The 21,773-nt window shown below is 70.4% G+C and carries 20 protein-coding genes, 1 rRNA gene and 2 pseudogenes; 13 read left to right on the top strand and 10 right to left on the bottom strand.

What is annotated here, in order from left to right:
* Positions 1 to 70: 70 nt before the first annotated feature.
* Positions 71 to 1,069, bottom strand: a complete 999-nt coding sequence (locus ACLJPL_RS32630; RefSeq protein ID WP_411084563.1) for an anion permease — start codon at positions 1,067 to 1,069, stop codon at positions 71 to 73.
* 5 nt (positions 1,070 to 1,074) lie between these two features.
* Positions 1,075 to 1,695 carry a DUF47 domain-containing protein gene (locus tag ACLJPL_RS32625; protein ID WP_007449359.1) on the bottom strand — a complete coding sequence of 207 codons (621 nt, stop codon included), beginning with the start codon at positions 1,693 to 1,695 and terminating at the stop codon, positions 1,075 to 1,077.
* A gap of 285 nt (positions 1,696 to 1,980) precedes the next feature.
* Between ACLJPL_RS32625 and ACLJPL_RS32620 the strand changes: the two genes are divergently transcribed.
* Positions 1,981 to 2,379 carry a metal-sensitive transcriptional regulator gene (locus ACLJPL_RS32620; RefSeq protein WP_411084562.1) on the top strand — a complete coding sequence of 133 codons (399 nt, stop codon included), beginning with the start codon at positions 1,981 to 1,983 and terminating at the stop codon, positions 2,377 to 2,379.
* A 177-nt stretch (positions 2,380 to 2,556) separates the two neighbouring features.
* Here ACLJPL_RS32620 and ACLJPL_RS32615 read toward each other — a convergent pair.
* Positions 2,557 to 2,754: pseudogene (locus ACLJPL_RS32615) on the bottom strand (hypothetical protein); the annotation flags it as partial.
* A gap of 285 nt (positions 2,755 to 3,039) precedes the next feature.
* Positions 3,040 to 3,900 carry a hypothetical protein gene (locus ACLJPL_RS32610; RefSeq protein WP_411084561.1) on the bottom strand — a complete coding sequence of 287 codons (861 nt, stop codon included), beginning with the start codon at positions 3,898 to 3,900 and terminating at the stop codon, positions 3,040 to 3,042.
* A gap of 500 nt (positions 3,901 to 4,400) precedes the next feature.
* Between ACLJPL_RS32610 and ACLJPL_RS32605 the strand changes: the two genes are divergently transcribed.
* On the top strand, positions 4,401 to 4,613 hold the full coding sequence (locus ACLJPL_RS32605; protein ID WP_411084560.1) for a hypothetical protein: 213 nt from the start codon (positions 4,401 to 4,403) through the stop codon (positions 4,611 to 4,613).
* A gap of 142 nt (positions 4,614 to 4,755) precedes the next feature.
* Here ACLJPL_RS32605 and ACLJPL_RS32600 read toward each other — a convergent pair whose 3' ends face one another.
* The 5 genes from ACLJPL_RS32600 to ACLJPL_RS32580 all read right to left on the bottom strand — a co-directional run bounded on the left by ACLJPL_RS32600 (position 4,756) and on the right by ACLJPL_RS32580 (position 9,701).
* Positions 4,756 to 5,490, bottom strand: a complete 735-nt coding sequence (locus ACLJPL_RS32600; protein ID WP_411084559.1) for a phosphatase PAP2 family protein — start codon at positions 5,488 to 5,490, stop codon at positions 4,756 to 4,758.
* A 266-nt stretch (positions 5,491 to 5,756) separates the two neighbouring features.
* Positions 5,757 to 6,806 (bottom strand): NlpC/P60 family protein, encoded by a 1,050-nt coding sequence (locus tag ACLJPL_RS32595; RefSeq protein ID WP_411084558.1) that lies wholly within the window; start codon positions 6,804 to 6,806, stop codon positions 5,757 to 5,759.
* A 118-nt stretch (positions 6,807 to 6,924) separates the two neighbouring features.
* Positions 6,925 to 7,380, bottom strand: a complete 456-nt coding sequence (locus ACLJPL_RS32590) for a hypothetical protein (RefSeq protein WP_411084557.1) — start codon at positions 7,378 to 7,380, stop codon at positions 6,925 to 6,927.
* A gap of 80 nt (positions 7,381 to 7,460) precedes the next feature.
* The gene (locus ACLJPL_RS32585; RefSeq protein ID WP_411084556.1) at positions 7,461 to 9,287 is read right to left on the bottom strand and encodes an alpha/beta hydrolase; all 1,827 of its coding nucleotides are present in this window, start codon (positions 9,285 to 9,287) and stop codon (positions 7,461 to 7,463) included.
* 3 nt (positions 9,288 to 9,290) lie between these two features.
* The gene (locus tag ACLJPL_RS32580; RefSeq protein ID WP_411084555.1) at positions 9,291 to 9,701 is read right to left on the bottom strand and encodes a hypothetical protein; all 411 of its coding nucleotides are present in this window, start codon (positions 9,699 to 9,701) and stop codon (positions 9,291 to 9,293) included.
* 296 nt (positions 9,702 to 9,997) lie between these two features.
* Between ACLJPL_RS32580 and ACLJPL_RS32575 the strand changes: the two genes are divergently transcribed.
* The 11 genes and pseudogenes from ACLJPL_RS32575 (at position 9,998) to ACLJPL_RS32525 (ending at position 21,610) form a co-directional block, all read left to right on the top strand.
* On the top strand, positions 9,998 to 10,537 hold the full coding sequence (locus ACLJPL_RS32575) for a hypothetical protein (protein ID WP_411084554.1): 540 nt from the start codon (positions 9,998 to 10,000) through the stop codon (positions 10,535 to 10,537).
* Between the two features lie 514 nt (positions 10,538 to 11,051).
* Entirely contained in the window at positions 11,052 to 11,360 is a 309-nt protein-coding gene (locus tag ACLJPL_RS32570) for a hypothetical protein (protein WP_015610155.1), read from the top strand.
* Between the two features lie 181 nt (positions 11,361 to 11,541).
* The gene (locus tag ACLJPL_RS32565) at positions 11,542 to 12,411 is read left to right on the top strand and encodes a hypothetical protein (protein WP_411084553.1); all 870 of its coding nucleotides are present in this window, start codon (positions 11,542 to 11,544) and stop codon (positions 12,409 to 12,411) included.
* Positions 12,401 to 13,783, top strand: coding sequence for a hypothetical protein (locus ACLJPL_RS32560; protein ID WP_411084552.1), 1,383 nt, complete (start codon positions 12,401 to 12,403; stop codon positions 13,781 to 13,783). The genes ACLJPL_RS32565 and ACLJPL_RS32560 overlap by 11 nt, the downstream gene beginning before the upstream one ends.
* Positions 13,780 to 15,330: an SCO6880 family protein gene (locus tag ACLJPL_RS32555; protein WP_411084551.1), complete on the top strand. Its 1,551-nt coding sequence runs from the start codon at positions 13,780 to 13,782 to the stop codon at positions 15,328 to 15,330. Before ACLJPL_RS32560 ends, ACLJPL_RS32555 begins: the two co-directional genes overlap by 4 nt.
* Before the next feature lie 58 nt (positions 15,331 to 15,388).
* Complete coding sequence (locus ACLJPL_RS32550; protein WP_411084550.1) at positions 15,389 to 16,807, top strand: ATP-binding protein; 1,419 nt, start codon at positions 15,389 to 15,391, stop codon at positions 16,805 to 16,807.
* 1 nt (position 16,808) lies between these two features.
* Positions 16,809 to 18,449 carry a type VI secretion protein gene (locus ACLJPL_RS32545; protein WP_411084549.1) on the top strand — a complete coding sequence of 547 codons (1,641 nt, stop codon included), beginning with the start codon at positions 16,809 to 16,811 and terminating at the stop codon, positions 18,447 to 18,449.
* A gap of 159 nt (positions 18,450 to 18,608) precedes the next feature.
* Positions 18,609 to 18,845, top strand: coding sequence for a hypothetical protein (locus ACLJPL_RS32540; protein WP_411084548.1), 237 nt, complete (start codon positions 18,609 to 18,611; stop codon positions 18,843 to 18,845).
* Between the two features lie 43 nt (positions 18,846 to 18,888).
* Entirely contained in the window at positions 18,889 to 20,217 is a 1,329-nt protein-coding gene (locus ACLJPL_RS32535; protein WP_411084547.1) for a sensor histidine kinase, read from the top strand.
* A pseudogene (locus tag ACLJPL_RS32530) lies at positions 20,214 to 20,805 on the top strand (response regulator). The gene ACLJPL_RS32535 and the pseudogene ACLJPL_RS32530 overlap by 4 nt, the downstream one beginning before the upstream one ends.
* Before the next feature lie 46 nt (positions 20,806 to 20,851).
* Positions 20,852 to 21,610: a phosphotransferase family protein gene (locus ACLJPL_RS32525; RefSeq protein ID WP_411084546.1), complete on the top strand. Its 759-nt coding sequence runs from the start codon at positions 20,852 to 20,854 to the stop codon at positions 21,608 to 21,610.
* An 87-nt stretch (positions 21,611 to 21,697) separates the two neighbouring features.
* Here the strand turns inward: ACLJPL_RS32525 and rrf are convergent.
* Positions 21,698 to 21,773, bottom strand: a 5S ribosomal RNA gene (gene rrf / locus ACLJPL_RS32520); the annotation flags it as partial.

Raw genomic sequence — 21,773 nt, 5'->3', positions numbered from 1 at the left:
ACGTCCGAGACGTCCCACGGGGTCAGCTCGTCGGCACGTCTGTGATGTCCTACGGGATCGGCTCGCCGGCTCAGCCGAAGAGCAGCAGCACCGCGCCGTAACTCAGCGCCGCGACGAGCGCGGCGGCGGGCATGGTGATGAACCAGCCCAGGATGATGTTCTTCGCGACGCCCCAGCGCACGGCGTTCACGCGCTTGGTCGCGCCGACGCCCATGATCGCGGAGGTGATGACGTGCGTCGTGGAGATCGGGGCGTGGAAGAGGAACGCCGAACCGAACATGATCGACGCGCCGGTCGTCTCGGCGGCGAAGCCCTGCGGCGGGTCCAGCTCGATGATCTTCCGGCCGAGCGTACGCATGATGCGCCACCCGCCCGCGTACGTACCGAGCGACAGCATCACCGCACAGGCGATCTTGACCCAGACCGGGATCTCGTCGTTGGGGCCCTCGATGTCGGCGATGACCAGGGCCATCACCACGATGCCCATCGTCTTCTGCGCGTCCTGGAGGCCGTGCCCGAGCGCCATGCCCGCCGCCGAGACCGTCTGCGCGATCCGGAAACCGCGCTTGGCCTTGTGCGGGTTCGCGTTGCGGAACATCCACATGATGCCGACCATCACCAGATAACCGGCGATGAGGCCGACGAACGGGGAGAGGAACATCGGGATGACGACCTTCTCCAGCACCCCGGACCAGATGACGTCCGTACCGCCGGCCAGCGCCGCTCCGACCATGCCGCCGAACAGCGCGTGCGAGGACGAGGAGGGGAGACCGTAATACCAGGTGATCAGATTCCAGATGATCGCGCCGACGAGCGCCGCGAACAGGATGCCCATCCCCTTCTGCCCCACGGGCGTGGCGATCAGCCCTTCGCTGACGGTCTTGGCGACCCCCTGGCCCAGGAAGGCGCCGGCGAGGTTCATCACCGCCGCCATCGCCAGAGCCGCACGCGGGGTCAGCGCCCGGGTGGAGACCGAGGTGGCGATGGCGTTCGCGGAGTCGTGGAAGCCGTTCGTATACGTGAAGCCGAGCGCGACGCCGATGGTCACGATCAGCGCAAAGGTGTCCACGAGGTTCAGGACTCCTTGACCGCGATGGTCTCCACGGTGTTCGCGACATGCTCGAACGCGTCAGCCGCCTCTTCCAGCACATCCACGATCTGCTTGAGCTTCAGCACCTCCATGGCGTCGTACTTGCCGTTGAAGAGCTGGGCCAGCAGCTTGCGGTGGATCTGGTCGGCCTGGTTCTCCAGGCGGTTGACCTCGATCCAGTACTCGGTGAGGTTGTCCATGGTCCGCAGCCCCGGCATGGCCTCGGCGGTCAGTTCCGCCGCCCGGGCCAGCACCTCGATCTGCTGCTCGACGCCCTTGGGGAGCTCCTGGACCTGATAGAGGACGACCAGGTCGACGGCCTCCTCCATGAAGTCCATGATGTCGTCGAGCGAGGACGCCAGCTTGTAGATGTCCTCGCGGTCGAACGGCGTGATGAAGGAGGAGTTCAGCTGGTGGAAGATCGCGTGGGTGGCGTCGTCCCCCGCGTGCTCCGCTGCCCGCATACGCTCCGCGATCTCGACTCGGGAGGCAGAATCCGCCCCGAGCAGTTCCATCAGGAGTTTCGAGCCCGTGACAATGTTGTCCGCAGACGCGGAGAACATGTCGTAGAAGCTCGTCTCCCTGGGGGTCAGACGAAAGCGCACGTGGGGTCCTCGGGGTGCTTTGGATTCGGTCAGGCTGATGCTAGGCGCATCATCCGGCCACGGCTAACCGGCGTTCTTCAGTGTCGCCCATCGGGAACGGTGATCAGCACGGGCCCCCGGTCACGTTTCGGCCGGATTCGTTACGATATACCCGGCGGGGGTATATCAAGGGCAGCTGCACGGGGTGCAGCGGAGACCGGCAGGGGCCATATCAGGCCATGGCGCACGGCCCAGCCGGGTGCGGCAGGCTGTACCAGGGTGTATGAGGACAACGGGAGGAAGCAGATGACCACGACCGAGACCCCGGGAGCAGGCGCGGGAGCGGAACCCACGGGCCCGGCGGGCCCGGAGACGGGGGCCGTCGTCGAAGCCGAGGAGATCGTCACCGACCACGACCGGGGCATCCACGGCTACCACTACCAGAAGGAAGAGCACCTCAAGCGGCTGCGCCGGATCGAGGGCCAGATCCGCGGCCTCCAGCGCATGGTCGACGAGGACGTCTACTGCATCGACATACTCACCCAGGTCTCGGCCTCCACCAAGGCCCTTCAGTCCTTCGCCCTCCAGCTGCTGGAGGAGCACCTGCGCCACTGCGTCGCCGACGCGGCGGTCAAGGGCGGCGAGGAGATCGACGCGAAGGTCGCGGAGGCCACGAAGGCGATCGCCCGCCTGCTGCGCACGTGAGGGTGGGCGGGTGCGGGGGCGGGATCAGGACGGCGAGCGGGGCGAGGACGGCGAGCGGGGCCGATTCCAGGGTCGCGCCGACTTCAGCGTCGCGGGGGCGTCATCCCTAGCGTCGCGGGGGCGTCATCCCTGGTGAGCGCCCTGCCGGGCGTCCGGGCGGGCGTCCTGGCGGGCATCCTGACGCGCACCTTGCCGGGGAACCGTCATCCACTCATCCGCGCATCCGCCGTTGAGCACTTCGTCGATACGGTCGGGACTGAGGCGTTCCTCACGGGCCGCCGAGGCCGCGATCATGAGTTCGCCGCACAGCTCGATCTCGGCGAGGGCCATACAGTCCTGAGCGTTCGGAGCGCTGAGCGTCACCACCTGCGTCACCTCTCTCTGCCGTCCATCTGCCGTCGCCGGCCCTTGCCGACCCTTTGGCGCACCGGCTTCCTAGCGTAGGGAGCCGGATGTGCGCCGCGCATGGCACGGACGGACCATTTAGGCCCCCTCCCAACCGACCCCTCCCGCCCCGCTCTTCCCGCTGCCCCTCCCTGTTTCCCGCGTCCTCTCCCCGCTCCTTTCCCCGTTTGCCGTGGGGCGCGGGGCGCGCCTTGGCCGGGTGGCGGCTCGCGTTTTCGCCGGGTGGCGGGTCGCGTCTTCGGGAGGGACCCCCGCTCAGCCCTGCCGGATCTCCCCCGTATAGATATCGTCCTCGTCCGGCAGGGTCACGGTGACCGGCGCCCCGAACCCGTACAGGAGCAGGGTCGAGACCACCGAGACCTCCGGCCCCTCGGAGGCGAAGCTGAAGCGGTGGCGGACCTTCCGCAGCCGCCCCTCCTCGTCGAGATACGCGTCGAAGGGGACGGCGTCCTTGCTGAACCCTTTCGCCGCCGCACTCAGCGCCCCTCGCGACAGGGGTGAGGCGGCCCGCGCCGCCCGGCCGAGGTCCGCGACGCCCCGGTAGTGGTGCACCGTCACCCCGGACAGCTCCGACTTCCCCACGTACGTCACATCGGCGGCCCCGCGCAGCAGTTCGGCCGCCGCCATCGGATCGGTGACCCCGCCGGTGACGAGGTTGCCGTCCTTGAGGGCGGTCGTGTCGACCCTGACCCACTTGTCGTCGGGCACCCCGGCCCCGCGGTTCTTCATGTACAGCGCGCCGGGGGCCAGCAGCTCGGTGATCGGCCGGCGGTCGTCCGCGCCCGCCGCGTCCTTGGGCAGCACCACCTGGAGCCGCCCGAGCTGCCGGCGGAAGTCGTACGCGCCCTGCCCCTTGATCGTGACCCGCGTCCCGCCGGCCGCCGTCTCCATCGACGTACGGGCCTTCGCGCCACCCGCTTCCGCGAGTACGCCGGCGGCCCGGTCGAGCACGTCGAGGGGGCGCTCGGCGGCCACGGCGCGCTGCCCGGAACCGTCGCTGCCGCCGCTCCCCCCGCCTCGACCGGAACACCCGGCGGTGACCGCGATCACCCCGGCCACGGCGAGGGCGCAGGCAGCGCGGGCCCCGCCTCCGTACCTGTATTGCTGCACCACCATCGCCTGCCAACCCCCAACGACTGCCGCCCGACCGAGCCCTCACCCGCTTCGCATAACGACCACCGGCGTCCCCCGTCACGCCGCCCCGCCACGTCCACCCACACGCCGCCCGTGACATCCGGCGTCACGCCGCCCCGGGTGTCCGCCCGCACGCCACCACGGGCATCCGGCGTCACGCCGCCCCGGGTGTCCACCCGCACGCCACCCCGGGCATCCGGCGTCACGCCGCCCCGGGTGTCCGCCCGCACGCCACCCCGGGCATCCGCCCTGACGCCGCCCCGGGCACGTCCCCCAGTCCACCGACCCCGGCGCGTCCTCCGTTCACCGGTCCCGGCACGTTCCTCGTCCACCGACCCCGGCGCATCCCCCGCCCGCCGGTCCCCCGCCCGCGGGCCTCGGCGCGTTCCCCGTCACGCCGGCCCCGGAACCTCCGCAGTACGGCCACGGGGCGTGCGGTCCTCGGGCCCCGGTTCGTCACCCGCCCCCAGTACCGTGGTCGCGTGCACGAGGAACCCCCCGCCCCAGCCCGCACCACCGCCCCGCATCCCCCTCCGTGCCCCTCTCCGCCCTCGGCGGGGCACAACGCCACGACCATCGAGCGCGGCTCGTTCTGCCTGGCCCGCTGCACCTGCGGCTGGGCGGGACCGGCGCGCAGATCCCGGGACCGGGCGCGCACGGACGCCGCGGAACACCTGGAGGGCGCGGCGCCCTGACCCGGGGCGGTCGGCGGGCGGCCGGAAACAGCGCGATCCCCCAGGTGCTCGGAGCACCTGGGGGATCGGTGGAAACGGCCGGGGTCAGGCAGGGACCGGGTCGGGCTCAGGACAGGGACAGGGACAGGGACAGGGCCGGGGATCAGGCGGCGAGGTCCTTCTCCCCCGGGTTGACGCGCCGCCGCGTGCCCGGTCGCTGCTCGGGAAGCCCCAGCGCGTCCCCGCCCTCATCGGCGTACGCGGCGTCCGCCTTCTTCGACCGGACGACCCAGCCGACCCGGCCGGAGCGGGAGACGGCGGCCATCAGCGGGGTCAGGAGGGCCATCGCGGGCGGCGCCAGCAGCAGGGCGACGGCCGTGCCGAGGGCGAATCCGCCGATCACGTCGGTCGGGTAGTGGACGCCCATGTAGACCCGGCTGACGCCCGCGAAGAACGCCAGGCCGAGCGCGACGAAGCCGAACTTCCGGTTGGCCACGAAGATGCCGACGGCGAGGGCCATGGCCAGGGTGGAGTGGTCGCTGACGAACGAGTAGTCCGTCTTGCCGTGGATCAGGACTTCCAGCCCGTCGTGATCGTTGAAGGGGCGCGGCCGTTCGACGAAACCGCGGATCGGGATGTTGATCACGACCGCGAGCGCGGCGGCGAGCGGCGCCCAGACGAGCGCGGCGACCGTCGTCACCGAGTCCTCGGCGCTCCCGCGCTTTCGCATGCTCCACCAGCACCAGAGGCCCACCAGGACGAGGCCGAACATGGTGCCGTACTCACCGACGAATTCCATGACCCGGTCGAACCAGGTCGGCGCGGCCTTCGCCAGCCCGTTGATGTCATAGAGCAGGCTGACGTCCGGGTTCGACCCATCGAGTTCGAGTCCAGCCATCTGCTGCCGCCCCTTGCCTTGTCTGCTTCTTCTGCGGCGACGCGCGTCCTTGCGTGCCGCCCGTGGTCGAACCCCCGTAGCCGGTGCGATCCCGTCTTCGCGCACGCATGGTCAGTGCGCGTGCTGTTCCCGTTCAGGGAACGGTCCGGCGCGCATCCGCGTTCCGCTCTCCACCGAATGATCACCATGACGTTATCGAAGAGTGACTGGTCGTCGCAGCTCAGGGGCCAGGCTTCACGGAGAGTTCCAGCCACCGCCGACTCCCGTCAGTCCTCCGACAGGTCCGGCGCCAGATTCTCCGGCCGGTCCTTCGGGAGGGCCGCGGCCCCGTCCCTGGTGACCCGCGTCGCACCGAAGTAGTCCGGTGTGTCGATCTTGTCGAAGCGGATCACCGCTCCGGTGAACGGAGCGTTGATCATATATCCGCCGCCGACGTACAACCCGACGTGCCGAATGGTGCGCGAATTGGTCAGATCATCAGAGAAGAAGACCAAGTCCCCCGGAAGCAACTCGTCCCGCGAGGGGTGCGGCCCCGCGTTGTACTGGTCGTTCGCGACGCGCGGCAGCTCGATCCCCACGGTGCGGTACGCCGCCTGGGTCAACCCCGAACAGTCGAACCGCCCTTGCTGTTCCGGCGTCCCGTTGCCGCCCCAGAGATAGGGCGTGCCCAGCTTGGTCTGCGCGAAGTGGATGGCTCCGGCCGCCTGCCGGGAGGGCGCGACACGGCCGACCGGCCGGGCGAAGCTCTTCTCCAGGGACCGGATGATCTTGACGTAGTTCTGCGTCTCCTTGTACGGGGGAACGCCGCCGTACTTGATCACCGCGTACGCCCCGGCGTTGTACGCGGCCAGCATGTTGCTCGTCGGGTCGCCCGGCACCTTCTTCACGTACCCGGCGAGCTCACAGTCGTACGAGGCGGCCGAGGGAATCGCGTCGGCCGGATCCCAGACGTCCCGCTTGCCGTCCTTGTTGCCGTCGATCCCGTGCGTGGCCCAGGTGCCGGGGATGAACTGGGCGATGCCCTGCGCGGCGGCATGACTCTGCGCCCGCGGGTTCCAGCCGCTCTCCTGGTACAACTGCGCTGCCAGCAGGGCCGGGTTGATGGCCGGGCAGAGGTTGCCCCACTTCTGGACCAGCGACTGATACCGGGCCGGAACCGCACCCTTGGCCAGCGCGACGGCACCCCCACCGCCCCTCGCGAGGCCGGCGGCGGCCGAGTACGTACCGACGATGAGCAGCGCCATGAAGCACATGGCCATGCCCACGCCGATGCCACCGAAGACCCAGATTTTCCGCACCCCACAACCATCCCCCATCGGGGAACGGTTCAGGAGTGTTTTCGAGGGTGTGTACGAGTCATCCGCAGCACATCACCGGCGCACCCGGAGCGCACAAGGACGTTGACCACCCGTCAGCCCCACCCGCAACGCCTGATCATGCGCCCTCGGCCGACCAGAAGTCGGAGTGGATGTTGGGGCGGGGGATGAACTCCAGATCCGGGTCGAGCGGAGCGGTGGCCAGACTGGTGGAATCGGTGACCTCAGAGGGACGGACACAAGGGCTGTACACGTCGAAATGCACCTGCCCCTTGTCGGCTACAATCAACCCCACTTGAAATCCCTGTCTGGTTCTTGCATAAATCGCCGGGACGTCCACATCGTTATTGATCGCCGTCATGCGATAGCCGCTCTTCCGCCAGAAACGATCCACCACTCCCAGGAAGCTGCCCCGCCGCTGAGCGGAGACAACGGTCATCACCGTTCTCCTACGGGTAACTGTGCAACTCCCCGTCGTCGTCGGCCCATGCACCCAACGCACTTTCGGGTCGATCTCCGAGAGAACGTCATCAAGGATCTTGTCCGCATGTTCTGCGGCCTCCTGCATATTCATATCCTCGCCTCTCATGCTGGCACACCCCACCATCAACGAACACAAGACAAGAACCACACACATCGACCTGGCTCGGAATCTCAACGCGGCTCTTCCGTTTTGATCTTGTGATTGTTCCCGGCAACAATCAATGCCATGTTCTCAGCCGATGTCATATCGACCTCCGGGTCGAAATAGTCGGAATGCGCATCGAGCGAAAGCCCACTCGCCCCGACCAAAGGCGGCCCGTCCCCCACCTCGAACCGCCTCGCCCCGAACGCCTCGCTGGCCGGGTCCTTACCGAACCAGACGTCGTCGTCATCCCGGTCCACCAAGTCACCGAAGGTGTAGGCGGCTACTGGCCCGCCGGCCAGGAACCCGACTGCCCCGGCGGCGAACTCTCCTTTCGACGGGAGTTTGGTCACGATGTCGTTGGCGGCCGCTCCGACGAAGACGTGATCCCTGCCGACCCCCAGTTCGTCGGCGCTCTCGACGCCCACCCCCGGGCTTCCGACGAACACGATGTCGTCGACGCCGGGAATCCCGCCTTCATATTGCGTCGCCGCGCCAACAGTCCGTGAGCCGTAGGAGTGGCCGATGGCCGTCATGTGCGGGTCCTTGTTCTCGTTGGTCGCTTCGAGTCCGCCCATGAACCCGTTGAACAATCGGCCGCCTTCCTCCGCCCTGCCGCCGGACGCGACAGCAAGGGTCCCCAAGCCGTCCGGCGATTGTGGGGCGTCGTATCCGAGCCAGGTGATCGCAGCGGCGGGCGCGCCCTGGCGATTCGAGGCGACGGCCAGGTCACGCGCCCGCTTGAGATCGTCCTTGGCGAACTCCTCGTCCAACGACGTGTTCAGCCCCGGCACATAGGCCGCCACATTCCGCGACGTATCAGGATTGCCGAAGGACACGATCGCCCGCCCGTTGCCCTGATCCCCGATACCGAGCAGGTACATCGGCGGATCCCCCGGCTTCGGCACCGCCTGCAACTGTCGGTCGATCTCCCGCAGCGCCGCCAGCTTGGTCGCCGAATCGTCGTCGTCCTGCCCTGCCAGCTTCCCCATCAGCAGCTGAAGGTTGTCCCGGTTCGCCGCATCCCGGACCAGGGCCGGGATCCCGTCCAGGTTGCCGATCCGGTCCGGGTACACCGCGAGGTACTCCTCGCGCTGTTCGTCCGTCAGGCCCTCCCACCACTGCTTGCGCTCGGCCGGAGACGCGTCGAGCGGGATCCCGTGCTTGAGGTAGCCGCTCGCCGCCTCCCGTACCGCCGCCGCGTCGTTCGCGGCATCCGTCCACGTCGCGGTCGGGACGTTCAGGCCCGCCTCGGCCTTCAGCTCCCGCAGGATCCTCGCGTACCGCCAGTCCGCGTCGGCCGCCGTCCGTACCGCCTGGGCCACCCGGTCCGCGATGTCCTGGGCCCTGCCGGCGTTCGGGTTGGGCGCGACGAGACCGGACGGGCTGACCAGGCCCGGGTTGGGGACCCCGGCCGCGGTCCCGCCCGCCAGCGGTTTGCCGTCGATCAGCCCCTGGCCGCCCGCCGGGTACGTCACCGAACCGTCCGGGTGCACCCTGAACTTCAGCGCCGCCGCATCGTCCAGCGCTCGCTGGAGAGCGCGCTGCTGGGCCTTCATCTCATGGGCCAGGCTGTTCAGCGTGGTCCGCAGCAGCCCGCACTCCGTGTAGACGTACTGGAAGTTCATCGCCAGCCGGCGCAACCGCCTGACCGCCGCCCGCGCCGCCTCGCTCTCCTGCGTCTTGCGCAGCTCGTTGATGAGCTGCGTGTCGATGCGGTGCCGGGCGGCGTCGGCTCGGTTGCTCACCCTGCCCCAACCGTCCGCCGCCTCCTCCAGCTCGGCGCACTTCACCTCACGTAACTCCGCCCAGGTCAGCGCCGTCCCCACCGCGCCCGGAGCGATCGGCCCGCTCACGGCTCACCGCTCCCCGGCGACGCCCGGAATCTGCACCCGGGCGAAGGAGCTCTTGACCGCTTCGTTCGCCCCGGCCTGGGAAACGACCACCGCCCGCAGCTTCCCGGCGAGAGAGCCGCACTCGTCGCGAGCCGTCTCGATCCGGCGCTCCCACGAAGTCCGTACGGCGCTCAGTTCGGCGAGCGCGGACAGCGCTCCGGCCCCCGCCACCAGCCCTTGGTGCGCCCGCCCCAGCTCGCCCTTCACCGGGCCGAAGTGCGTGACCAGCCCCTCCGCCTGCCCCGCGGCGCGTTTCCACGGTGCGTCGCTGTGCTTCAGGTCCCCGCCCCCGGCCGCCGCGCCGTGCGGCCCGTCCCACGACGGCCGGTCTCCGGCCGGTCGCCCCACCACGGTCACTCCGCCCACACCGCTCACCCCGTTCCTTGATCGTGGAGCGGCACTGTGTCAAAGGCGGCGCGGGCGACATGCCGTCGCCGTGAACGGCTCCGGAGCGGGCGCCCCGTGATCCCGGGGCCGATCGGCTCGCCGGGCGGGCACGGGTTTCACCCGGACGATGGACCCACGGGCTTCCGCCGCACTCCCCGCATCGCCCGCCACCACCGCCCTTCGCGCTCTCCGCCGCACGGCGGAGGCGCCCTCATCCGCCGGGCGGAACACGGCCGGACCGGAGACTGACGACACCTCACGTGCCCGGCACGAGGATGAGGCGTATGCCCAGTCCTCGGATCGCCCCGCCCGCCGCCGCTGCCCCCGCCCGCACGGCCGCCCCTCGTTGGGCGGTTCGGGCCGCACACCTGATCGCTCTGATCGTGCTGCCGAGTGCCCTGTGGCGCATCGCCCTGGTGCTCGGGTATCCGGCGGGGTACACGGACGCCGGTTTCGTACCGTTCGACACCCCCGGCTCGAAGCTCTGGATGCTGATGCTGAGCGTGGTCACCGAACTGGCCGCGCTCCTGGCCCTCGGCCTCGTACGCCCCTGGGGAGAGGTCCTCCCGCGCCGGCTGCCCCTCGTCGGCGGGCGCAGGGTCCACCCGATGGCCGCTGTCGTACCGGCTGCCGCAGGCGCTGTCGCCCTGACCGCGATCTGGGGCGCGATGCCGCTGTGGTGGACGTTTCCGCACGAGGACATGACACGCCTCGGGCATCACCTGGTCGGCATCATGTACCAGCCGTTGGTCCTCTGGGGACCGCTGCTCGGCGCGCTCACCGTGTCCTACTACCGTCGTCGCAGGGCTTCGACGGCCGGTTGAGAAGCCGGGCGCGGAAATCCCGTCAGGTACGGGAACGAACGCCGCCCGCCGGCGCAAGCGCCCATGGAGAAGCCGAGCGCGAAGGAGCCGGACGTGAAGGAGGCGAACGTGAAGGAGGCGGACGTGAAGAAGCCCGTCGACCAGCCCGGCCGCCCGAAGCCGCCCTCTCCCCAAACCCCCTGACGGCGCATCGCCCCGGCCCACAGGCGCATCGACGGCTCTCGAACGGCGCATACGAACACGTCGTGCCCCACGAACGCTGCAACCGGACCGCGAACCTATGGCCCCCGTCGTTGCTCGCGGTCACACTCCGTGATACACAGAGTAACCAGGTATATGCATGTGGATATCGGGACGAGCCGCAGGTCAGGGCGGCTGTTCCGATCGAACGTGCGAGTTCCGGGTAAAGAGACCCGGAAGGCGTCGTGCAAGGGCGGTTTCATCAGCGAAGATAGAAGGCAATCCGTGCCGAACGGTACGGGCAGCTAACTACCCAACAGGGGCGGTGACTTACATGATCCTGGCAGCAGAGAAGGGCGACATCACCACCATCATCGGCGGAATCGCCCCCAACTGGGGGCCGTTCGGGACGCTGGGCAACGAGGCGCGCATCATGATCGAGGTGGTGATGGCGATCGCCATCCTGCTCTGCCTCGGCATCGCGATCTGGGGCGCGGCGAAGCAGCGCATCGGGGCGACGGCGCTGCGCGACACGTTCAGCGCGGAACAGGGCAAGGGCCTGATCGTGGCGGGCCTGACCGGGGTCTTCATCATCGGGTCCCTGGGCACGCTCTTCACCATCGTGTACGGAATGGCCGTCTGACCGACCGTCGGCCGGCCCGTGCCGGGCCATCCCCGCCCGCTCCCCACCATCCGTCCGTCGTGCCCACCGGCTGAGGTTGCGTCTCCCTGATGTCGAGTCACTCCACCGCGCTCACGCGGCAACCAGCACAGCTCCCGTCGTCATGCGCGCATCCGCACCCGACCGAGGGAGCGAACGCGGCATGAGCCCCGGCGACGAGCACGACTATCGCGGCAGGGACCAGGGCGGGCGCGCGGACGACCCGTACAGCACCCTCGGCGGCACCCGCCAGACACGTACCCGTCTCCCGGACGGCGACACGGGCCATTCCCCGGCCCGCCGCCCCGTCAGGAACTCCCGCTCCCTCGTCACGATCACCGGCGTCGTGGTCCTCCTCATCGCCGCGATCGCCTTCGCCAACCGGGGCGGCGGCAGCGACGACACCGCCTCCCGGGGGGCGAAGGGCCCAGGAACCACGGACTCCGCACCCACCGCCGCCACCGGCACCAAGCCGGTGACGGGCAAGAACGGCGGCATCGCCTCCGGCTTCGCCCACGACGAGCAGGGGGCGCAGAGCGCGGCGGCGAACTACGCGGTGGCGCTGGGGTCTGTCGGCATGTTCCGCAAGGAGAGCCGCCACGAGATCGTCGACGCGATCTACACCGCTGAAGCGGCCTCCAAGCTGAAGGCGCCGCAGGACGCCGCGTATTCCGCGGAGTTCCTCGCCAAACTCGGACTCGACGCGGACGGCGCCGCCCCGCGGGGGAGCACCTTCGTCTCGCGCACCGTTCCCGTCGGCACAAGCGTCGTCGACTACGGCGGCGATTCGGCGACGGTCGCCGTCTGGTACACGGGCCTCGTCGGCATGTCCGGCGAGGGGTCGACCGACCCGGTGAGCACCTCGTGGAAGACATGGACCGCGAAGCTCGCCTGGTCGGACGGCGACTGGAAGATCACCGAAGACAGTCAGAAGGACGGCCCGGCTCCCGTCCCCGGTGACGCGGTGGCTTCCGGCTCCGACGAGATCAGCAAGGCCATCGAGGAGTTCGGAGGCTTCACCTATGCCCGGTAGCCCACGACGCGGCGCGCGCACCGTTCTCGCCGTGCTGGCCTCGCTGCAAGCCACCGCGTTCTTCGTCGCCGCCAAAGCCGCCGCCGCGCCCACCCCGACCCCGTCGCCGACGCCGTCTCCTGAGCCCAGCGCCGACAACAAGGCTTGCGACCTGCTCCACGGCATGTCCAAGGAGTACTGCCTCGATGAACCAGGTCGGGCAGAGAGAAGTTCCGCCCCGTCCAGCGACTCCCTGGACCCCCTCTCCTCCCTCGCCCGAGGCTGCGCCGACGCCGCCGCCTGGATCGTCGGAAAGCTCAGCGAGGCCGTCGAGTCCACCGCGAACGTCGACTTCACCAACCCCAAGTTCCTCCAGCAGTACGCCGTCATCTTCGCCGCCTCCACCATCCTCACCCTGGTCCTCTGGCTCCTCGCCGTGACCAAGCGCGCCATCCGCGGCGTGCCCCTCACCACCGCGATCTCCGAGGCTGTCGGCTTCCTCTGGCTCACCGTCCTCGCCTCGGCCTTCACGCCGCTGATCCTCTACACGATCGTCTCCGCCACCGATGGCGTCACCGAAGTCATCGCCTCCTCCACCGGAGGCCAGACCGACGTGTTCTTCGGCTCGTTCGCCGAGGCCCTCAAGAAGGGCGAGGACATCGGCGGCGGGCCGATCATGCTGATCGTCGTCTCGCTCGTCTCGATCCTCGCGGCCGGCGTGCTGTGGCTGGAGCTCGTCATCCGCGCCGCCCTGCTCTACGTCGGCGCGCTGCTCGGCATCGTCGTCTACGCCGGTCTCGTCGACAAGAACATGTGGGGCCACGTCCGCCGCTGGGCCGGCATCATGATCGCGGTGATCATGGTCAAGCCGGTCATCGTCATCGTCCTCGGCCTCGCCGGAGCGCTCTCCGCCGGCGAGGGCCCCGACGCCTTCTCCGCCGTCGTCTCCGGCCTCGCCATCATCCTGCTGGCCATCTTCGCCTCCGCCATGATCTACCGCTTCGTCCCCGGCTTCGGCGACGAGATCCAGGGCGCCCGCACCAACCGCAAGCAGGCCACCGACGGCGCCCAGGCCGCCGCCCTGATCAGCTCCCCGGCCGCCCTCGTCTCCCAGGGCATCAAGACCCACAGCGGCCGCACCGACCAGAACAGCGGAGGCGGGGGCGGGGGCCGCTCCGCCAACCCGGTCAGCGGCGGCGTCGCCGCACACAGCTCCCGCTCCTCCGGAGGAGGCGGCGGATCTGTCCCCTCCGCCGCACCCTCGCCCCGCAGCGGCGGCTCCGGCCCCACCTCCAGCACCCCCCACAGCAGCCGTTCCTCCCGAGGCGGCTTCGGCAACACAGGCAACACCGGCACCACAGGTAACTCGAGCACAGGAGGTGGAGGGCGTTGACGACTCAGTCCCACACGATGACGCCCCGCCGTACGTATCTCATCGGCCGCGCCCGGCCGAACGCGATCGTCGGCAAGAACCGCGAGACCGGCGAGATCGCCCTCATCATCGTCGGCGCGTTCCTCGGCATGATGAGCGGACTCCTCGTCCCCGTCCTCTCCCTGCGCATCGTCTGCCTCGTGGGCTTCCCCCTGCTCGCCCTCGCCATCGTCTACGTCCCGTACAAGCACCGGACGTTCTACAAGTGGTTCGAGATCAACCGCAGCTTCAAGCGCTCCCTGCGCCGCGGCACCGCCTACCGCTCCAGCGCCATGGAAGCCGGCGTCAGCGCGGACGGCCGCGAGGTCGAGATCGGCCCGCCCCCCGGCATCGGCCGGATCAGCTGGCTCGCCGCCCCCTTCGGCCCCGACGAGATCGCCGTACTCCTCCACGCCGACCGGCGCACCGTCACCGCCGCCATCGAGATCGAGGGCCCCGGCGTCGGCCTCCGCGACAGCGAGGACCAGGAGGCCCTGGTCGACCGCTTCGGCACCCTCCTCAAGCACGTGGCCAACGGCGACGGCTTCGTCACCCGCCTCCAGATGCTCGCCCGCACCCTCCCCGCCGACCCCGACGCCCACGCCAAGGACGTCGCCCAGCGCGGCGACAAGGCGTCCCCCGGCTGGCTCCAGGACTCCTACGACCAGCTCCAGTCCATGGTCTCCACCTCCAGCGAGCAGCACCGCGCCTACCTCGTCGCCTGCATGCACTACAGCCGCGAACTGGCCGCCGAGGCCAACGCCATGGCCCGCGCCGCCCGCCCCCACGGCGGCCGCAAGCTCGACCGCGACGCCGGACTCGCCGTCGTCATGGCCCGCGAGCTCACCGACATCTGCGCCCGCCTCGCCGAGGCCGACATCCGGGTACGCCAGCCGCTCGGCCAGAGCCGTCTGGCCTCGCTCGTGCACTCGATGTACGACCCCGACCACCCCATCGACCACATCCAGGCGATGACCAAGCGCAACGCCTGGCCCGCCGAACTGGACGCGGTCGAGCCCACGTTCCTCCAGGCCAAGACCCGCGAGTCCACCACCCGCGCCCCCTGGTGCCACGCCACGGCCTGGGTGAAGGAGTGGCCGATGACCCCCGTCGGCGTCAACTTCCTCGCCCCGCTGCTCGTCCACACCCCCGACGTCATCCGCACGGTCGCCGTCTGCATGGACCTCGAACCCACCGAGGTCGCCATCGAACGCATGCTGACCGAGAAGACCAACGACGACGCCGAGGCCAGCCGCCAGGCCAAGATGAACCGCACCGTCGACCCCCGCGACATCGCCGCCCACGGCCGGCTCGACCAGCGGGGTGAAGATCTCGCCAGCGGCGCGGCCGGAGTGAACCTGGTGGGGTACATCACGGTGTCGTCCCGTTCCCCCGAGGCCCTCGCCCGCGACAAGCGGACGATCCGCGCCTCGGCCGGCAAGTCGTACCTCAAGCTGGAGTGGTGCGACCGCGAACACCACCGCGCCTTCGTGAACACGCTCCCGTTCGCCACCGGCATCCGCCGCTGACGCGGGCGCCCGCCAAGAACCCCGCACCCAAACCGCAGGAAGAGAGGGCAGCCCCGCCATGCGAGACCCCCTGTCCGCATTGTCGGACGCCTTCACCTCCTTCCTCTTCGGCAAGGTGGAGACGACCCGCCTCCCCGTCCGTACGTCGACGGGCCAGGCCCAGGCCGTCTACCTCCCCACCGCCGCCCCCGGCCTCGGCGACTCCGGCGTGATCATCGGCCGCGAGGTCTACAGCGGCAAGGGCTACATCTACGACCCCTTCCAGCTGTACGGGCAGCAGCTCCCCGCCCCCCACTGGCTCGTCCTCGGCGAGTCCGGCAACGGCAAGTCGGCACTGGAGAAGACCTACGTCCTGCGCCAGCTCCGCTTCCGCGACCGCCAGGTCGTCGTCCTGGACGCCCAGGGCGAGGACGGCGTCGGCGAATGGAACCTCATCGCCCAGGAGCTGGGCATAACCCCCATCCGCCTGGACCCGACCGCAGCCCTCAACGGCGGCATCCGCCTCAACCCGCTCGACCCCTCCATCACCACCACCGGCCAGCTCGCCCTCCTCCGTACGATCATCGAAGTCGCGATGGGCCACGGGCTGGACGAGCGTTCCGGCTTCGCGCTGAAGGTCGCCCACGCCTATGTGACCGCGACCATCACCGACCGCCAGCCGGTCCTGATGGACATCGTCGAGCAGCTCCGCCACCCCAAGCCCGAGTCGGCCGAGGCGATGAACGTCGACATAGACGATGTACGGGCCTGGGGCCTGGACGTCGCCCTCGTCCTGGACCGGCTCGTCGACGGCGACCTGCGCGGCATGTTCGACGGCCCCACCACCGTCGGCATCGACCTCGACGCGCCCCTCATCGTCTTCGACCTCTCGCACATCGACCGCAACTCGATCGCGATGCCGATCCTGATGGCGATCGTCGGCGTCTGGCTGGAACACACCTGGATCAGGCCCGACCGCAAGAAGCGCATCTTCCTGGTCGAGGAGGCGTGGCACATCATCAACTCCCCCTTCGTCGCCCAGCTCTTCCAGCGCCTGCTGAAGTTCGGCCGCCGGCTCGGCCTCTCCTTCGTCGCCGTCGTCCACCACCTCAGCGACGTCGTGGACGGAGCGGCGGCGAAGGAAGCGGCGGCGATCCTCAAGATGGCCTCCACCCGCACGATCTACGCCCAGAAATCGGACGAGGCCAGAGCCACCGGCCGGGTCATCGGCCTGCCCCGCTGGGCGGTCGAGATCATCCCGACGCTCACCCCCGGCATCGCGGTCTGGGACGTCAACGGCAACGTACAGGTGGTCAAACACCTGATCACCGAGGCCGAACGCCCCCTCGTCTTCACCGACCGCGCCATGACCGAGGGCTCGTCGGACGACCTGCTCCCCGAGGACATCCGCGCCGCGGAGCTGGAGGCGGAGCAACGGGCGGCCCGGATCGAGAACCAGCAACGTATGAACGAGTCGTCCCGGTCCACGGTGGCCTGACATGGCACGCCGAGCAGCACACGGACCGGCCCCGGAGCGGGACCCCCGGCACCACACGCGCCCTCGCCCCGGCCCGCGCCACGACGACGCCCGCGCCGGCGGCGTCCCCGACGGCCTGCTGGTCGGCCTGCTCGGCTTCCTGCTCGCGGCCACCGTGCTCTCCTGGACGGCCGCGGGGCTGTCCGGTCTCTTCGCGCACGGCTCCTGGCCGGACGGCGTCACGTTCACCCAGGCCCCCCTGGCCCTGCGCGAACTGGCCACCGCCCCCCAGGACCTCCCCGGCGCCTGGCCCGGAACACCCGCCTCCCAACTCTCCGGCTACGGCCTGTTCTGGGGCCTGTTCATCGGCGAGCTGATGGTGCTGGCGGTCCTGACGGTGTTCGTCCTCGGGGTCCTGGCCCGCTGGCGGCTCGTACGGGAACAGCGCCGCGAGGAACGCCTGTACGGGACACCCCACGAGCGCCCGGAGCCCCACCACCCCCACGAGGCGCCCGCCCCCGAACACCCCTCAGCACCGGCCCGGACACCGGCCACGCCCCCGCTGACCAAGTCCCCCGAAACCCAGCCCCACCCACCCAACCGGTCACCACAGAAAGCACCGCAGGAAGCACCACGGGAATCACCGGGGGAAGCACCACAGGAATCGCTGCGGGGAACACCGCAGGAAGCACCCCTCACCCCCCTCTCCCTCCCCTCCCCCCGCACCCCCCTCCTCGTCTACGCCTCCGCCCCCACCCGGCGGCCCACCGTCGTCCAGGCCATCCAGGACGCCGAGGGCCCCGCCCTGGTCGTCACCTCGGACCCCACGGTCTGGGCCGAGACGAAGGACGCCCGCGCCAAGCTCGGCCCGGTCCTCGTCCACGACCCCGGCCACCTCTGCGACACCCCCGCCCGCCTTCACTGGCCGCCCACCACGGGCTGCGAGGACCCCGAAACGGCCGCCGTACGCGCCGCCGCCCTCCTCGCCCCGGTCCGCCCGCAGGCCAGGATCGACGCGGCGGTGGCCGACACCGCGCAGACGCTCCTCCAGTGCTGGCTGCACGCCGCAGCGGTGGACGGCCGCCCCTTCCGCCAGGTCGCCCGCTGGGCCTCGGGGGCCGGCGCCCACGAACCCGTACGCCTCCTCCGTACGCACCCCAAGGCCGCCTCCGGACTCGCCGGGCTCCTGGAGTCCGCGCTCACGGCCTACCCGGAACGGCGGGAGGTGGCGCAGGAGTTGAACGTACGGGCCTTCTCGGCCCTCTCCTCGGTGCACATCCGCGAGGCATGCACGGCGAACCGATCGGATGCGTCCGCGCTGGAATCTTTCGTCCGCGAGGGGGGAACGCTCTATGTGGTCGGTGAACCCATCGAGGATCCCCGTACCCGCCCCGGCGCGATGCCCCTCCTCACCGCGCTCGCCTCACACGTGGTCGAGCACGGCCGCCGCATGGCCGCACGGTCATCCGACGGTCGGCTCGACCCACCAATGACGCTGGTCCTGGACGACGTGGCCGCCGTGGCCCCGCTCCCCCAGCTCCCCGAACTGCTGGCGAAGGGCCAGGATCTGGGCCTGCCCACGATCGCCCTGCTCCGCTCCCGGGAACAGGGCCGCTCCCGCTGGCAGCAGCCCCTGAACGCCCCCGCCCCGGGGGCCCTTTGAGGGGATCCGGCCACCCCCGCCCGATGACGCGCCCAAGCTCCCGCGCGCCCTTCTCCCCCGGCACTGCCGCTCCCCGTCGTACCCCGGTACTACGCCCCCGCGCACGTCCCACCCCTGGTCGGACGACCACCCCCGGGACCGCTCCGTAGCGTCGACCGCATGATCAAGCGCATGATCAGGGCATACGGACTCACCAAGCGATACGGCGACCGAACCGTCGTCCAGGACCTCGACCGGGGGCCCGCTCCGTCCACCCCGGCAGGTCCGCCCGCGACCACCTCCTGGCACTGGCGCACACGCACGGCACCGACCCGGGAGTCCTGCGCGCCGCGGCGGGTGTCACGGCGGGAATCCCCCGGCGGGGCGGCATGGACGCTGCACCGCCGGGACACCTGAGACCAGGCAAGAAGAGCCGGGGAAGAAGAGAAGGAAGAAGCAGGTGACGGACGACCACTCCGAGGAGGGCGACCGCCCCGGCGGGATACCCCGCCCCGGCCCGATACCCCACACCGGCACAGTCACGGCCCCGCTCACCCGGACCATCCGCAGCGCACTGGACCGGCTCCGCGCCTTCGACCGACGCCGGCCACGGGTCTGGGACGTGGCGGTGACCGCGTTCTGGGCCGTGGCGGCCGTCCTCGACTACAGCTCCGGCGGCTGGCGGACCGTGGCCCGGGACGGAACCGCGCCCGAAGCACTGGTGCTGCTGATGAGCCTGTGGTTCTCGCTCCCGCTGCTGTGGCGCCGCACGCACCCGATGACCGTGCTCCTGCTGTCGGCCCCGATGTCCCTGGTCAACATCTGGACGGGAGCCGTGGTCCAGGCCGCCCTCCTCCAGCTGATCCCCGTCTTCCACATCGCCCTGCGCTCGTCCCTCCGTACGCTCGGGGCCGCGGCGCTGGTGTTCTGCGCCCCGCTCCTCCTGGGATCCGTCAGCCTCCCCGGCGTCTGGGGGCAGCACATCGTCTCGTACGTATGGGGGTTGGTCTTCGTCGCTCTTCTGGGCATCGCCGTACGGACGCGCCGCGAGTACACCGAGGCCCTCGTCGAACGTGCCCAACGGCTGGAACACGAACGCGACCAGCAGGTCCGCCTGGCCGCGGCCGCCGAACGCACCCGCATCGCCCGGGAGATGCACGACATCATCGGCCACAACCTGTCCGTCATCACGGGCCTGGCGGACGGCGGGGCCTACGCGGCCGCCAAGAGCCCGGAGCGGGCGGCCCAGGCCCTGGAGGCGATCGGCACCACCAGCAGACAGGCGCTGACCGAGCTCCGCCGCCTCCTGGGCGTCCTGCGCGACGACCACCCCACCGCCGACCGCGCCCCCCAACCGACCCTCGACGACCTGGCCCCCCTCATCGACCGCGTCCGCCGCGCGGGCCTTCCCGTACGCCTGGAACTCCACGGCGAACCCGTCCCACTCACCCCGGGCCGCCAACTGACCGTCTACCGGGTGGTCCAGGAGTCCCTGACCAACACCCTCAAGCACGCTTCCACACCCCCCGACGCACCCCTCTCCGCGTCGGTGACCCTCGCCTACACCCGCACCCATATCGACGCCCGCATCACGGACACAGGCAGCGGCATCGGCACGGGCACCGGCAAGGACGGGCAGGACACTCCAGCCGCCACACACGGCCAAGGCATCATGGGCATGCGCGAACGCGCGGCGCTCTACAACGGCACGACCACAGCCGGCCCTCTGCCGGACCACGGCGGATGGCACGTCCACCTCCGCCTCCCCCTGGAGGACCACCCCCAGTGACGACCGTACTCATCGCTGACGACCAGCCGATGCAGCGCTTCGGCTTCCGCATGCTGCTGGAGAGCCAGGACGACATGACCGTCGTCGGCGAGGCGGGCAACGGCGCCGAGGCCATCGACCTGATCGCCCGGCACCAGCCCGACGTCGCCCTGATGGACATCCGCATGCCCGGCCTGGACGGGATCGAGGCGACCCGCCGCATCATCAGGACGGGCTCCCGCACGCGCGTCCTCATCGTCACGACGTTCGACCTGGACGAGTACGCGTACGACGGCCTCCGCGCCGGAGCGAGCGGCTTCCTGGTCAAGGACGCCCTGCCGGAGGAGCTCCTCTCGGGCATCCGCGCCGTGGCCGCCGGCGACGCCGTGGTCGCCCCGTCCCTGACCCGCCGGCTCCTGGACGCCTACGCCCGCCACCTTCCGGTCACGCCCGGCGACACCGCTCCACCCGCCTCCTCGGACCCGCGCATCACCGCACTGACGGACCGGGAAGACGCACGTCACCCGCGTCCTCGCCAAAACGGGATGCCGGGACCGCGTGCAGGCGGTCATCCTGGCCTACGACAGCCGACTGGTGACGCCCGCGTAGGAAAATCCGGCGACACCGGTGATCAACCCCGGGATACTGGTCGCCCATGGATGAGGTTGAAGTCGTCGTCGCCCACTCCGAGCGCGCGACCCTGCGCGTCGGTGACGTGTTCCTGAAGGTGGACGCCGATCAGGCGCGCACCGACGCCGAGGTCGAGGCGATGTCCCTCGCTCCGGTCCCGACCCCGGAGGTCCTGTGGCGCAAGCCTCCCGTGCTCGCGCTCGCCGCGCTCCCGGGGACGACGCTCGGACGCCTCGGCGGGCCGTCGCCCGGGCCGTCGCCCGGGGCGTCGTCGGCGTGGGCCGCTGCGGGCGCCGCCATCCGGACGCTGCACGACGCGCCGCCGCCGGTCCGACCCGGCCGGGCCGGCCGGAGCACCGACGCGCTGGCGGCGGAACTCGACGGAGAGTGCGAGGTGCTCGTGACGAGGGGCCTCCTGCCCGCCGACCTGGTCGCCCGTAACCGCCGGGTCGCCGAGGCCGCGCTCCGGCCGTGGACTCCGGCGTTCACCCACGGCGACCTACAGATCGCGCACGTCTTCGTCGACGGCGACGAGGTCACGGGCATCATCGACTGGTCCGAGGCGGGCCGGGGCGATGCCCTGTATGACCTCGCCACCTTCACGCTCGGACACGAGAACCACCTCGACGACGTCCTCGCCGGCTACGGCGGCGACGTCGACCTCGACGTGATCCGCGCGTGGTGGTCGTTGCGAAGCCTGCTGGCGGTCCGCTGGCTGACCGAGCACGGCTTCGACCCGTTCGCGCCGGGCTGTGAGGTCGATGTGCTGAAATCCCGAATGTGAGGCCCGATCACCCGGTCCACGGCCTATAGCGCATCAGAACGCAGGAAAGCCCCGCACCATACGGTGCGGGGCTTTCCCGGAAAAATTGTTCGGCGGCGTCCTACTCTCCCACAGGGTCCCCCCTGCAGTACCATCGGCGCTGAAAGGCTTAGCTTCCGGGTTC

The sequence above is a fragment of the Streptomyces sp. cmx-18-6 genome, from assembly GCF_046548915.1.
Taxonomy (GTDB): domain Bacteria; phylum Actinomycetota; class Actinomycetes; order Streptomycetales; family Streptomycetaceae; genus Streptomyces.
This window is presented reverse-complemented; position numbering and strand designations above follow the sequence as displayed.

Excerpts from the sequence above, each read along its gene's own strand:
- ACLJPL_RS32610 (WP_411084561.1), bottom strand. The coding sequence starts at position 3,900 with ATGGTGGTGCAGCAATACAGGTACGGAGGCGGGGCCCGCGCTGCCTGC.
- ACLJPL_RS32590 (WP_411084557.1), bottom strand. The coding sequence starts at position 7,380 with ATGAATATGCAGGAGGCCGCAGAACATGCGGACAAGATCCTTGATGAC.
- ACLJPL_RS32550 (WP_411084550.1), top strand. The coding sequence starts at position 15,389 with ATGCGAGACCCCCTGTCCGCATTGTCGGACGCCTTCACCTCCTTCCTC.
- ACLJPL_RS32595 (WP_411084558.1), bottom strand. The coding sequence starts at position 6,806 with ATGGGGGATGGTTGTGGGGTGCGGAAAATCTGGGTCTTCGGTGGCATC.
- ACLJPL_RS32600 (WP_411084559.1), bottom strand. The coding sequence starts at position 5,490 with ATGGCTGGACTCGAACTCGATGGGTCGAACCCGGACGTCAGCCTGCTC.
- ACLJPL_RS32570 (WP_015610155.1), top strand. The coding sequence starts at position 11,052 with ATGATCCTGGCAGCAGAGAAGGGCGACATCACCACCATCATCGGCGGA.
- ACLJPL_RS32525 (WP_411084546.1), top strand. The coding sequence starts at position 20,852 with ATGGATGAGGTTGAAGTCGTCGTCGCCCACTCCGAGCGCGCGACCCTG.
- ACLJPL_RS32560 (WP_411084552.1), top strand. The coding sequence starts at position 12,401 with ATGCCCGGTAGCCCACGACGCGGCGCGCGCACCGTTCTCGCCGTGCTG.
- ACLJPL_RS32565 (WP_411084553.1), top strand. The coding sequence starts at position 11,542 with ATGAGCCCCGGCGACGAGCACGACTATCGCGGCAGGGACCAGGGCGGG.
- ACLJPL_RS32545 (WP_411084549.1), top strand. The coding sequence starts at position 16,809 with ATGGCACGCCGAGCAGCACACGGACCGGCCCCGGAGCGGGACCCCCGG.
- ACLJPL_RS32540 (WP_411084548.1), top strand. The coding sequence starts at position 18,609 with ATGATCAAGCGCATGATCAGGGCATACGGACTCACCAAGCGATACGGC.
- ACLJPL_RS32620 (WP_411084562.1), top strand. The coding sequence starts at position 1,981 with ATGACCACGACCGAGACCCCGGGAGCAGGCGCGGGAGCGGAACCCACG.
- ACLJPL_RS32575 (WP_411084554.1), top strand. The coding sequence starts at position 9,998 with ATGCCCAGTCCTCGGATCGCCCCGCCCGCCGCCGCTGCCCCCGCCCGC.